The 13,639-nt window shown below is 40.2% G+C and carries 14 protein-coding genes; all 14 read right to left on the reverse strand.

The annotated features are described in order from the left end of the window. Positions 1-57: 57 nt before the first annotated feature. Positions 58-1,080: a LytTR family transcriptional regulator DNA-binding domain-containing protein gene (locus BK581_RS10850; protein ID WP_078578191.1), complete on the reverse strand. Its 1,023-nt coding sequence runs from the start codon at positions 1,078-1,080 to the stop codon at positions 58-60. A 146-nt stretch (positions 1,081-1,226) separates the two neighbouring features. Then, complete coding sequence (locus BK581_RS10855) at positions 1,227-2,030, reverse strand: AAC(3) family N-acetyltransferase (protein ID WP_078578192.1); 804 nt, start codon at positions 2,028-2,030, stop codon at positions 1,227-1,229. Then, a complete protein-coding gene (gene abc-f, locus BK581_RS10860; RefSeq protein WP_078578193.1) occupies positions 2,014-3,882 on the reverse strand; it encodes a ribosomal protection-like ABC-F family protein in 1,869 nt (622 codons plus the stop codon). The genes BK581_RS10855 and abc-f overlap by 17 nt, the downstream gene beginning before the upstream one ends. Before the next feature lie 200 nt (positions 3,883-4,082). Beyond that, complete coding sequence (locus tag BK581_RS10865) at positions 4,083-4,280, reverse strand: RAxF-45 family protein (protein ID WP_078578194.1); 198 nt, start codon at positions 4,278-4,280, stop codon at positions 4,083-4,085. A gap of 129 nt (positions 4,281-4,409) precedes the next feature. Continuing rightward, the gene (locus tag BK581_RS10870; RefSeq protein ID WP_078578195.1) at positions 4,410-5,642 is read right to left on the reverse strand and encodes an ABC transporter permease; all 1,233 of its coding nucleotides are present in this window, start codon (positions 5,640-5,642) and stop codon (positions 4,410-4,412) included. Further along, complete coding sequence (locus BK581_RS10875; RefSeq protein ID WP_078578196.1) at positions 5,635-6,561, reverse strand: ABC transporter ATP-binding protein; 927 nt, start codon at positions 6,559-6,561, stop codon at positions 5,635-5,637. The genes BK581_RS10870 and BK581_RS10875 overlap by 8 nt, the downstream gene beginning before the upstream one ends. A 27-nt stretch (positions 6,562-6,588) precedes the next feature. Then, positions 6,589-7,467, reverse strand: coding sequence for an ATP-binding cassette domain-containing protein (locus BK581_RS10880; protein ID WP_078578197.1), 879 nt, complete (start codon positions 7,465-7,467; stop codon positions 6,589-6,591). After that, a complete protein-coding gene (locus tag BK581_RS10885; protein WP_078578198.1) occupies positions 7,460-7,858 on the reverse strand; it encodes a GntR family transcriptional regulator in 399 nt (132 codons plus the stop codon). Before BK581_RS10885 ends, BK581_RS10880 begins: the two co-directional genes overlap by 8 nt. Beyond that, complete coding sequence (locus tag BK581_RS20130) at positions 7,851-7,997, reverse strand: hypothetical protein (protein ID WP_169837669.1); 147 nt, start codon at positions 7,995-7,997, stop codon at positions 7,851-7,853. Before BK581_RS20130 ends, BK581_RS10885 begins: the two co-directional genes overlap by 8 nt. An 18-nt stretch (positions 7,998-8,015) precedes the next feature. After that, complete coding sequence (locus BK581_RS10890) at positions 8,016-8,747, reverse strand: hypothetical protein (RefSeq protein ID WP_078578199.1); 732 nt, start codon at positions 8,745-8,747, stop codon at positions 8,016-8,018. Between the two features lie 494 nt (positions 8,748-9,241). Next, a complete protein-coding gene (locus BK581_RS10895) occupies positions 9,242-10,366 on the reverse strand; it encodes a GerAB/ArcD/ProY family transporter (protein ID WP_078578200.1) in 1,125 nt (374 codons plus the stop codon). Then, a complete protein-coding gene (locus BK581_RS19955) occupies positions 10,351-10,590 on the reverse strand; it encodes a hypothetical protein (RefSeq protein ID WP_143709665.1) in 240 nt (79 codons plus the stop codon). Before BK581_RS19955 ends, BK581_RS10895 begins: the two co-directional genes overlap by 16 nt. A gap of 16 nt (positions 10,591-10,606) precedes the next feature. Further along, a complete protein-coding gene (locus BK581_RS10900) occupies positions 10,607-11,785 on the reverse strand; it encodes a Ger(x)C family spore germination protein (RefSeq protein WP_078578201.1) in 1,179 nt (392 codons plus the stop codon). Further along, positions 11,782-13,275 (reverse strand): spore germination protein, encoded by a 1,494-nt coding sequence (locus BK581_RS10905; protein ID WP_078578202.1) that lies wholly within the window; start codon positions 13,273-13,275, stop codon positions 11,782-11,784. The genes BK581_RS10900 and BK581_RS10905 overlap by 4 nt, the downstream gene beginning before the upstream one ends. Positions 13,276-13,639: the final 364 nt, after the last annotated feature.

Raw genomic sequence — 13,639 nt, forward strand, 5'->3', positions numbered from 1 at the left:
GTGAGAGGAGGCGCAGCTGTTTTTCGATGAAAAGAGTATTTTAACAGTTGAATGGCGTTATTTTAACCCCAATATATCCTTTAATTCCGCCATTTTGTTTTTTGAAAGGGGAATTTGTGAATGTCCTTTGTCATCAATAATAAGGCTATAGCTATTTCTCGTCCACGTCATCACTTCTCTTACTTTTTGTAAGTTAACTATATAAGAACGATGACAGCGAAAAAAGCCGAAAGACCGTAATTTATCCTCTAACTCCTGCATGGTGAAAACACACTTAAAAGATTCATTGCGGATGTGTAAATGGGATTGACCACTATAGCTTTCTATATAGTCAATTTCTGTTGGATCAAACAGAATGAGTTTGTCGTTTACTTTCGATGGAATTTTGTTAATTTTAAAATCTGTTAGTTCGTCAATAGAAGCAGGGGGATCGGAATAGCCTGTCTTCATGTCCACAGTTTCTAATCCATTTTCATTAAGACGGTACACAGATTCACCAAAAGTTATAGCTGCCTCCATGTTACTTGTCAAAATTAACAGTGATTTCCCCTCTTCTTTAAGTTCATAAAGAAGATTAATGAAAATCCGTTTTGTTTCTATGTCCACATTTTGATCTGGCTCTTCTATCACCATAACCAGAGGATTTTGAAAATATAGCTTCGCCATAGTCAAGCGTCTCATTTCAGAATATGACAGATGCTTAGCTTTCGTTTGCAATCGATGTTCAAGCTGGAGTTTACGAGCGACAATATCAACCTTTTCCTTTGATTGAAAGAGTCTTTTTAAAAAAACAAGGTGATCTTTCACACTTAAACGTGGATATACGCCCTCCTCAAGAAATATCACACCCAATTCTGGCATATACGTCCAATCACCACTTGTTAGTTCACTGTTTCCAATACGTATTTCCCCACCTGTAATCGGGTCATTTCCAGTCAGCCAATTTAACAGTTGCTGGCGACCATCAGTCGTTGTATGAACTGATACTATTTCTCCTTCATTTATTGAAAGATGAAAAGGTGAAAAAACAATTGTATTTTCCCGCCGTTTTTCCACGTCTTTCATTTCAAATAAAACCATGACCCTTAACCTCCTCGTACGTGATACTATGCTTATCATACACTAATTTTTAAGATACAGGGCTATTTGATCAATGATCAAATAGCATTTAAACACCTTGTCCCAGTGTCTACTTCTATCGCTTCACTAACATTAAACGTATGATTTTATCCTTTTCTTTTCTCAGTAAACCATTGAGTTGAAAAATCAACGGCCTGTCGGAGTGAAAATAATCGTGTTTCAGCTTGACCCACTTGTCCTTTTACAACTTCATACTTCTGTTCAAAGGCATTACCCATTTTAGAAAACTCTTCTTCGGCAAGTATAATATCACGATACGTCATCCATTGGCTTTGACCGTTACATGTGACCGGGGCTCCCTGCCATTGTAAGTCATACGAGGGAGCACGATATTCTCCTAGATGAAAGCACGTATTAGTATCATATTGGGTGCCTAAAAATAAGACATAAGCATCCGCATCATATAATTTGGCTAGAGGTGACGCTTCACCTAATCCAAATGCTATTGGGTGATCCGCCATTATTTCAGCATTACTCTTTCCCCAAGCCGCAAAAGACAATGAAGGATGACCACTCCTTATAACACCAGGCCATGTCCGGAATAATTCAGCGATTTGTCCCATCCCGCATGTGGGGGTCTTATCAGGGTCATACGTTGGCATCGTCGACCTAATCTCTTCCCACCACTCTTTCGGTACAGCAGGTGACTGCCAATTTTTCGGATCACTTAAATCACCGCTTTGCGTAGGCATAACAAGTGTCCCTTCCTCGGTTACTACCTCTATTAACGCCTGTATCACAGCTACTGAACCACCGTTTGTCCACCCAAGGGCTGATAATGAGGAGTGGACGAGAAGAGGCTTCCCGCCTTGAACCCCCATCTGCTTTAAGCTGTCTGATAGTGACTCAACGGTATTCATCTTATCTGTCGTTTCAATTAACTGCTTCATTTTCGTCCTCCTCAAGGGACGCTAATTCAATGTAAAGCGCCTCCCTTTTCTTCTCTAATGCTTGATATTCATCGGCTGATCCCATCTCTTCTTCTAGTGCGTACAACTGGCTTTCCACTTGTTCAAGCGCCACTTCCACTTCGCCTACTGTTCGTCTCGTTTTTTGACTAACTAGCGCTGGCGTACTAGATGAGAGTATTTCCTTTTTCTTCACGTCCTCCATTTCTTTCATTTTCCGTTTAGCCCACTCATAATCCCCCTCAAACACGTGCAGCTTTCCCTTATTTAACCAACAAACACGGTCAAACAATTTATTAATGAAGTACCTATCATGTGACACCGCTAATACCGTACCATCGAACGATTCAAGGACTTCTTCTAAGACATCCCGTGACTCAATGTCAAGGTGATTGGTCGGCTCATCAAGTACAAGAAGATTAATATCTTGATACATTAACTGTGCTAGCCGTAGTCGCATTTTCTCTCCGCCACTAAGCTGAGAAATATTTTTATAAACGGCATAGCCAAAAAACAAAAACCGTGCTAAATGGTGACGAGCCTCCTCCTCTGACACAGCCACCACCTCACGATACACTTCCATCACAGATTTACCTTGCAGGACGTTATCATGAAATACGTGTTGAGCAAGGTAGCCAATCTTCACTCCGCTGCCTATTTTGACACTCCCCCTATCTGGCGTCAGCAAACCTAGAATAATGTGAAGAAGGGTTGATTTACCTGCACCATTGTTTCCAATAATGACGATGCGCTCTTTATACCGAAGATGCAGTGCAATATTTTGTAGCACGTTTTTTGTGTTAAAGACTTTCGAGAGATTATCCATTACAAGCACATCTGTACCACTTCGGTGAGTAGCCTCTAGGTGTAAAGCCATTTTCTTTTTGTCGATGGGAGGACGAGCTATTTTCGTCATTCGTTGTAAGGCTCTCTCCATATTCCTCGCTCGTTTGTGTAGCCCTTCATTAGGGGGATTCGCTCTATTTGCCCAGTCTCTTAAACGTTTAATGGCTTCTTTCATTTTTTTAATCTTTTTTTGTTGCTGTTCATATTTTTGAAACTCATCTAACAGCCGTTTTTCTTTTTCTTTCACATAGCGTGAATAATTCGTATGATAAATTGTTAGTTCGCCCTCTTCTAAATCCATTATTTTTGTCACCGTATCATCGAGAAAATAGCGATCATGCGAGACAATAACAACCGTTCCATCCACTCCTTTTAAGAAGCCAGTCAACCATTCGACAGCCTCTAAATCCAGATGGTTAGTCGGTTCATCTAAGAGTAATAGATCGGGTTTTTTAAGTAAGAGGACAGCTAAACAAACTTTTGTTTTCTCACCACCACTAATGCTGTTAAATGCGGTATCAAGGAGAGCCATTAGGTGAAGACCACAAGCAACTTTATTTAATTGACTCTCTATTTCATAACCTCCAACAGCACTAAAATGCTCTTGTTTTTCTCCGTAAAGACTGGCTAGCTTCATTAAAGCTTGTTCATCTCGTTCATCAGCCATTTGCTTTTCTAGCTCAATTAATTCTTTTTCCATCGCTCGCAAATTTTCGAAGGCTGTTAAAAGGACCTCCCTTACTGTCATTTCTTTAGGATAATGAGGTATTTGTGCTAAATATCCTATCGCCGTTCCTTTTTTCCAATGTATATGGCCACTAGTTGGTGTCTCTTCACTTGCTAATAGACGTAATAACGTTGTTTTCCCACTTCCATTCCGTCCTACAATGCCGATACGTTCTCCAGCTTTTATCTCAAAAGTAATATTAGTTAATATAGATTCACCAGTAAATGACTGGGTAATATTTTTCCCGCTGCATCTAATCATCGATTAGTCCTCCTTTTTATTTTACCAACACAAAAAACCGTGAGGAAGAAAATCCCCACGGCCCTAAATTTACATAAATTGTCTACAAAAAACACACATTTTACGTGTCTTCTGAAGACATGCGACGACATGTGTGACATAGGTGCAAACCTACATAACACCACTATAGCTTAAGTTTTTGCCTATAGAAAAAGAGAGCTTTAAGTAAGCTCTCCCACGTCGCTCGTTCTTATTATATCTTGGGATAGAGATGCTCTTACTGTTTTATTACTTTTTATGAAGTTGCTAAAAAAGGGCAGACTTCCCCCTTTGACGGCAACAGCATAAAAAACAGCACGAACAATATATAAAAATGTGACATAACGTTGTCGTGCTATGTTAAAAACAGCTTGATTCATCTCTATCCACCTCCGTTCTAAATTAACTCTACTCTTAGAATAGCTAACGTTTTGTTAATCGTCAAGTCCACTATGTCACATTATCCAACTAACTTCCAACGACTTAGTTAATCGATAGTTAACATAGAGCTATTGTCTCATCCATTTCCAAATCTCTTTAGGAGTAGCATTTTTTCCGTACATCAAAATACCTGTTTTGAAGATCTTCCCAGCTAATTTCATTAACAACCAAATACTTATGACAAGCACGACTAGTGCTAATATAAGTTCAATCCAAGGCCATTCTTCCAATATGGCTAATCGAATGAGCAAAACACCTGGAGCTGTTACAGGAATGAAGGAACCTACTTGAGCAATCAATCCTTCTGGGTCGTGTAAAATTGGCCCAATTAGAATAAATGGCAGCCATGGGAGCATGAAAATAAGCCCTTGAAAATTACTTGATGCTGTCATATCCTCCACGGTAGCCCCGATACCTACAAAGATAGCTGCAAACAGTAAGTAACCTGCTAAAGCGATGAATATTAAGACGGCTAGTTCAGGCACAAACAAATAAGTCATAACAGGGAGGTCAAATCGCCAAACGATTATTGGAGAAGCGACACCAATCCATACGATACTTTGAATAAGCCCTAATGCAAAATAGCCAATAATTTTTCCTTGCATAAGCTCTGTCGGTGTTAGTGACGACAACACCATCTCTGCTACCTTTTCTTTCTTCTCTTGAGACGCGCTTTGAAATATCATCATCCCTGTAATGACGACTGAAAATAAAATGAGTCCAGCGAATCCTGCCGGGATAATGCGTTCAAATGACGGCCCCATGTCTATGTCATTTTCATTCATTTCTGATGAAGTATCGGCGCTTTGTCGCTCTAAGGCGATCGGATTAACGGCAACGGCTACTTCATCATCTGTAAAGCCGTACTCTTCCAGCTGAGCTGCTTTTATAATCGGTTCAATCGCCATAAGCTGACTAAACTCAACCTCACCCAATTCTGTTGAAGCAAACACGTCAATCGTACCGGACGTTATGTTCTCTTCTGTTAAAGGAAGATACACCGCTCGTTCAGCCTCTTTTACTTCTTCTAACGCTTGCTCAGAATCAGCTGCTCTATGGACGACCCAATAATTCGCCATGTCTTGTACCAATCTTTCAATATCTTCTGTCACGCCTAACTCATCTGTAACATACACATCAACAATGAGCTCTTCTTGGTCATCGTCAGATCCTTGAAATAACGTGGGAACCGTAAAAAAGAAAATAAAAATTAGCGGCGTTAAGAATAATGAAATAAGAAATGACTTATGTTTTAAATTTCGTTTCACTTCCCACTTAGCTACCTTTAAACTGTTACGCATACGGCACCTCCTTATGACTGTCCTTTCCTGTGGCAATATCAATAAAGATTTCATGTAACGATATACGGTCAATTGCCATTTCTTGAATGGAGAGTGTTTTAGGAAGCTGTGGAATCCATTGGGAGGCATCCACGTCTCCATCTAAATAAAGCACTGATTTCCCTTCCGTATACTCAATACGCTGAACATTCGGAATTTTCTCTAAGAGAGTGCGATCATTAGCCCCTTTTATCGTACACTTAAAGTTAGCATACTGTTCCTTAACGTCATCCATTGTGCCGTAGATAACTTTTCGTCCTTGGTTAATCATGTAGAGACGATCACACAGCTCTTCCACTAGATTCATTTGATGAGAAGATAATAGAATCGCCGTTCCTTTGGCAGCGAGCGCGATGATTTCCTCTTTAAATAATTCTTGGCTGACGGGGTCCAGACCAGAAAACGGTTCGTCTAAAATGAGAAGTTCCGGTTCGTGGATAATGGATGCGATTAATTGCACTTTTTGTGCCATCCCTTTGGATAGCTCTTCCACAGAGCTTTTTTCTTTCCCTTCAAGCCCTAATTTTTTTAAATAGGTTAATGCTCGCTCCTTCGCTTTTTTTACAGGGTAATCTTTCAGTTCAGCAAAGTAGAGAAGCACATCCATCACATTGACATTTTTATAAAGTCCACGTTCTTCAGGTAAATAGCCGATGGAATGTCTCGGTAAATCTCCTTCTTGGTGGTTATGGAACGTAATCGTCCCCTCATCTGGATACATAATGCCCATGATGTTGCGGATTGTCGTGGATTTACCTGCGCCATTCGGGCCTAAAATAGCCATGATTTCTCCTCTGTTGACGTGAAAGGAAATATCTTTTATAGCTTGCGTGTTTTTAAATTTCTTACCCAATCCTTCCACACTCAATACCTTTTCCACATTTATCACTCCTTCATTTTAATGACCTCACACCTTCTCCTTTTGCCTATTCTCTTTTAAAAGCGCGTGTAAAATATCTGTGAAGCTAAGAGACTGGCGCATAACAACCTCATAATCTTTATTAGCCAGTATTTGCTCTGTTTCTGGTAATGCTTTTGTCATAACCTCGCATGCCGTACCACTAAGCTTTACGTCTATGACACCGGGGAGGTTTCGTAATTCTTCTTCTCTAGCAGTAACCCATATTCGACCGTATTGTTGCTGAAGCTCATCCTTTTCGTATGTCCCAGTTATCCCTCCCCCGTACATACATACAATATAATCTGCAAATTCTTTTACTTCTTCTGGGATATGGGTGGCAAATAATATAGCTCTTTCCGGATCTTCATCAAGGTAATTGACCCACAACTCTCTCATTTTAACTTGACTTTCTATATCTACCCCAGCTAACGGCTCATCCATAATAAGTAGCTTTGTTCTCCGTGCTAAGGCGAGTACAAAAAGTCCTTGTTTTTGCATACCAGTAGACATCGCATCGAGCCGTTTTGAAAGTGGCAGATCAAATATGTCTATTAATCTTTGAAAAGCCTCCTCATCCCACTCTTTAAACCCAATTCTGTAAAGGTCAGCTAACTGAGATAATGTAAAGTAGTCATAGCCAATCATTGTTTGGGGAACGTAACCGATGTGCTCTTTCCACTCCACATCCTTTATGTGAGAACTAAACCGCATAATTGTTCCGCCATCATTAAAGACCATCCCTGTCAATATGCGCAGTAATGTGCTTTTCCCTGCGCCATTGTTACCGATTAAAGCTGTCACTGTTCCCGGCTCAATCTTAAAATCAACTGGTCCGAATGTAAAGGTCTTATCAATTGTTTTCGTCACGCCTGTCATTTCAATCATACTGGTCAGCCTCCTTTAATAGTTCTTGAAATAAGCGAGATAATTCGTCATGTGAATATTGATAGCTTTTTCCAATACGGATAGCTTCGCTTAGCACCTCTTTAACCGCTTCCTGTTTTTGAATATCCTGATCCTCAATGTCTATTTCTTCCACAAACGTCCCTTTACCTTGAATGGTTTTAATATAACCATGTTGCTCCAAGTTTTGATAAGACCGTCGGGTTGTAATGACACTACATGATAAGGTAGAGGCTAACTTTCTAATTGAAGGAAGTGCCGTGCCAGCTGGTAATTTCCCACTGACGATTAACGCTTTTAATTGAGTTTCAATTTGGTCGTAAATCGGTGTTCTGCTATTTTCATTAATCGTAATCGGTAATAGTTCAGACATGGTAATCCACCTGCCTCATACTGACAGCGATTCGCCGATTCCAAAGGCTATAACTTGCAAGCAAGCTTCCCACACATAAGAATACATACTGTCTTATAGGTGTATGTTTTAGCTCAAAGCTCATTAACTGTCTTATCATGCTAAGACATCTCCTCTGCTAAACATCATAATTAGTCCTTTTCATATAGCGTTTCATATAATAGCACCATGCCCATGTAGCAATCATCGGCAATGGGAGCACGAGAAAAGGAAAGAGAGTTGGCATCGTTTTTATCCCTAATAACACCCATTCAAACAAGAAGGACCCAGTCATAAACCGCACTCCCAATACAAGTATGCCACCAAAAAGGACAATGACAATAAGCCAGAAGAATATTTCTACTGGTTTCATCACGTCACCTGGCTCGGCCGCAGGGATCATGCCGGCTAACACGAGAACGAGTAACACCCATACAGATGAAAAGGATATAAAATGAGGAAACATTTCCGTCAGTGTCTGTTGCGGTAAAAGACGATGAAAAGTTATAAGAAAGATGATACTCCACCCTAGTATCATGATACTATTCGCAATCATTCTGCTAGTCATGATCGTTTCAGGCTTAATCGCCATCTGCCGTAACATCAATTGAATAGGCGCCACATGCAAATTGTTTTTTACTTCCTTTAACGTGAATGCCTTAGGTCTATACAAGTATGCGTTTATGATGAGACCAAAGATAAACACGATGTCCAGCCCCATCACTTTATTCTCTGCTTGGAGCATTTCTGGCATCACCTGCGCACCAAAATACCCTGCCAAAATGGCTAGTGCACCATTTAATAAATAAAAGTAGAATGGGGTATTCGTCCATTCATATACTATTAATTGTCGACACTGCTTCCAATTCACAACTGTGACCTCCCTACCATATTCTTTAAAAGGCTAAACTGTTATTATCTATATATACAGTAACACACCTAAAGAACACAGTTCAAGATTTTTTTCCTAGGACAAGTCATCGTTGTATGTTTCGTATTTGGCATCTATAAGCAGAACTTAGCATCTAAGTCATTTACGTAAAAATCATGAGTTATAGAACGAACTTTCAATCAGTGGGGATTTGCGCTCTTCCACACTGATTAGTAGTTGTGGCAATCAAGACATTAGCGACCGTTAACTCTCGTCTAAATAGATTTAGCTTTTCACTTTATGTTAGCAGGGTTTTACGAACGCTTATCTGTGATAAAGTTCGTGCTCTCTCTCTATTGACTCTTTTTCTGTCCCAGTCGTATCGACATCCAATTCAATCTTATACACCCTCTTGAATGCTAACAAAATTAGTGTGTGTCCCTCCCTTATGTAATACGTATTAACACGGTTAAATTGGGCGCCATTCATATTTTTTAATAGTTTTCATTATGTATCGTTTCCTGATTGATCCCTCTCAGTTTAGCAACTACAAGGTACAACACTGGAATTAATACGACAATCCATGCATAGCCAACCCAGCTTTCGAGCAAAAAGTGGTACACCTCTGACGCATTCTCACTCATATGCATACTGAATCCAAAAAGAAAAAAGCCTATTGCAGGAACAAGCACGCGGTAATCTCTTAATCCACATACTTTTGCAGCAACGAGGGTAGCACTATAAAAACATATACACACTTTAATAACAACAGCATAAAACCATAGCGATATAAAAAACGGATCAACATTCTCTAAAAAATCAGCCACACTAATAGATCTCAGAAGTTCGTGTCCTGAATAAGTCATTTCCGCTGAAAGATACGGTCCAAATCGCATAATAATGTTTATTGTAAAAGGTAGAAAGACGAAAGTCGTCAAAAGCGAACCGACAAAAACACTTTTAATCGTTTTTTGCTGGCGGGCTAACGCATGATAAAAGAATACAATAACGACCATGTCTGCATACCACGGCGTTGTATACATGGCAGATTGTAATAAAACAGGTTTTATGACATGCGTTACAAATGCGATAGACATATCAAAATTTAGATCTTTCCCTAGTAAAAAGGGGATGATTAATGAACTGAAAATGGTAAACAGAAAGAATACTTGTGCAAAACGGAAAATCGGTTCTATTCCAGCTCGAACCGCCACTACAATTATGAACGTTATTAAAAATGCTATCATGGCATTTGGCGTACCCGGCAAGAAGGTTTGCACAATAAAATCGTTAAACTGTCTGACATAAAAGGCTGCTAAATGGAAGAAAAAAAAGCCTAAATACGCCATAAAAAGATAGTGCAAACACTTCCCGAGAACGAGATGCCCATCATCAATAAATGACGTGCTAGGCAATGAACGACATAAAATCACAGCTGCCCACACGATCACTCCCCCTATAACATTAGCCAACAACATCCCCGCCCCAGCGGCATAACTTCCCTTTTCTATTAATGGACTCATGAGAAAACCGTGGCTTCCAAACACAAAAAAGAACATCCCCATCATCAACTGTGTCTGTGAAATTCTCTCCAAATGACGCGTCATATCGTGAGCCATTCCAATGCGATGATATATTGAATGGGACGGAATATATCATGAATCACGAGGTTAGGTGTCGTAACAGCGGAAATGTCATACAACATAACCCATGCTGCATAGCCAACTGACATGACATAAATGCCAAGTGACAAAATGTATGTCCGTCTATCCATCCGACGCTTTTTCAGATAACGCCATTCGTAAATCATCACGAAGGCACTCACTAGCAGCAATACGATCACTTCGCTCACCTCTCATTTAAATCTCAATTTCCTCTTTTGCCCACGGTGGATTTTTCACTGAACCTGGTCTGTTAATTTTGATCGTGACGTCACAATCTAACATAACGTCACTATATTTCTCATGCCATTGTGGCCTAACCTCTTCCCAATAGTCAGGATAATACCATTCTATATATTGTCCGATATTAAAAACATCTGCTTGATGGACTTGGGTTTCTTTGAATGCGCCTTCAATTCTTTCTTTTATTGCAGCTGCAAATTGTTTTTCAAGTTTATGAAGAAGAGACGGCACTGTAACATCAATATCAGAATCGACTGCTAATAGATCATCATCTACTTCAATGGTCAGTTCAAATAGAACATTTCCATCTTTTATCTGGGGTTTCTTTTTTATGTCCGCATATAGGACAATGATACTCACCGGTTTTCCATCCGTGAACGAGTCTATTGTTATCACTGCATCCTCTGTTCGGCGTTCAAACCACATAGCACCACGCATAAGTGGCACTGATAGCTCACCTACCATTCTACCTTCATGAAAAAGAGCAGCCCCTCCAGTTCCTACCCATGTACTTTTCTCTCCCCCTTCACTTATCATCGGTTTTTCCCCTATCGTTAGAAGAGGAGCTAGCGTATTACCGCCATAATGATACGCCCTCATAAAATCTTTTACCTTCACATCAAGGGTCACTTCATGATTCACAAATTCATGGATCACCTCGGATGGCAGTCTCTCAAAGACCGGTGTTAAACTTGCAATGTCAGCTGCTTTATCTGACGTAATAAACACGGATGCCGTTAAGTGGAAATCTGGTTGGCGCGTGAAAAACTCAAGCGATTCATACACCCCATTTTCAGCAAATTCGCTACTAAAGACAATGACTCGTGTATGCCCCCAAGTAATTATTCGAGGTAAATCTGCTTGGATTTTTCGATAGGCTGTAGGAATATTTTCTGCTGTTTTTGTCACAGTAGCATATAAATCCCCACCATCAGCGGTTCCTCCGATGTCTCCAGGAATCATCCGTGTCGTTAACGGAAATCCAAGGGTAAGCTCTACAAGACCCTCTTCTGTTATATCCAAGTAGACAGCTGTCACTAAAGCATTATCATTAATTTCTATTAGTGACCAGCACCCTGGCATGATCAGAATTAAAACTATTAAAACTGTCCCTCGCCATTGTTTTTTCATCATGGTTTTTCTTCCTTGAGTTTGTGAGTGCCTGTTAAATCTTCTGTTCTGGCTTTGTTATGAGCAGTACCAAACAGGCTTGGTCGATTTTTCATCATTGTCCAAGGGACACGCACAAAAACATCCTTCCATTCAGACCAATTTAACGGCGTGAGATAAGGGGTACCGAGCGAACGTAACGTACATAAGTGAAGAATAATAAGAACGAAACAGATCATGATCCCGAAAACACCAAATACACTGGCCATAACAAGAACAGGAAAGCGAAGGAGACGAATTGAAGTACCTAAATTATTATGTGGGACCACATAAGAAGTGATTCCCGTCAATGACACAACGATGACCATAGGCGCTGAGACAATCCCTGCTTGAACAGCAGCCGTCCCGATTACGAGGGCACCAAGAATAGAAATGGCTTGTCCTAACGGTTTCGGAATACGAACACTCGCTTCCCGCAACACTTCAAAGGTCAGTTCCATCATCAACGCTTCCAATAATGCTGGAAATGGGACGATGTCTCTTGCTGCTGCAATGGTTAACATCAAGTTTGTGGGAAGCACCTCTGCATGAAACGTTGTAATCGCTACATATAATGAGGGAAGTGTTAGAGATAGTAGAATGGAAAAGAAACGAATCCACCTTACCCATGTGCCAACCATTGCTCGTTGATAATAATCTTCAGCTGCTTGCATTAACATAAAAAATGTGACGGGCGCTATCAAACAAACGGGTGACCCATCTAACAAAATGGCGATTCGACCTTCCAATAACGATGCCGCTGCGACATCCGGTCGCTCAGTATTCTCTAGCTGTGGAAACGGTGACATTGGTTCATCTTCCAGAAAAGCTTCTAAGTAACCTGAATCTAGTACACCGTCCAACTCAATCTTTCCTAGTCTTTCTTTCACTTCATGAACCAATTGTGCCTCACATACTCCGTTAATATATAGAACAGAAGCTTTTGTGTGAGTTAATTCTCCAAAACGCAACATTTCAACTGTTAACTTTTCACTTTTAATCTTCCGACGAAGTAAGCTTATATTTGTTTTTAAATCTTCTACAAAAGCTTCCTTAGGCCCACGTATGACGTTTTCATTGGTCGATTCATTCACTTGGCGCATCTCATATTTGCCTAATGGAAATGACGCCATCGTCACTTCTTGATCCATCAGTAACAAAACGGAGCCGTCCAATAATTCTTGCAAAGCGTTTCCGATGTCATGACAAATACGATAGCCAGCAACTGCAAGGTGCTTTTTCAAAAATACATTTTCAAGTAAGTCATGAAAGGATTGCTTTCGCTCATGACTTCTTATCAATGGTTCCAACACATACCGTTGAACACCTTCACGACTTACGATCCCTTCAATGTATACTAATGCACACGGTTGGCCGCTCCAGGTTGTAAAACAGTGATATACCACATCTGTCGACTTACCAAGCTGCTCTTGAATAAGCGCTAATTTCTCATGCAATATAACCTTGTGGGTCATTTAGTTCTCACCTACCAGCCTCCTAGTTGTTTTTCAGTATTTGTCCTTACAGGAAAATTATGCATACCATTCTTTTAGAGCAGACCTATCGTTCACTTTAAGTGTGGCTAAACGATGTTTGAAATTTCAAAACCGAACTTCTTAGTATTTAAAGCCATAAAGATCCATATTCAATTAAAGGTGGCTTCGTGAGGGGATGAATGGGGCCGGATAAGTCTATCCTTAGTTGAAAAGACTGGCACTTCGCAAAGGAGAAGTCTCCTTATAGTATTTAAAGCTACGTGACAAGACGGTGAAAAAAGTACTGGTTCACGCCTTAGGGATCGTGAGGATCGGTTTTTATCATGTGGAGGATCAGGTTTAG

This window comes from Salipaludibacillus agaradhaerens, from assembly GCF_002019735.1.
GTDB lineage: Bacteria > Bacillota > Bacilli > Bacillales > Salisediminibacteriaceae > Salipaludibacillus > Salipaludibacillus agaradhaerens.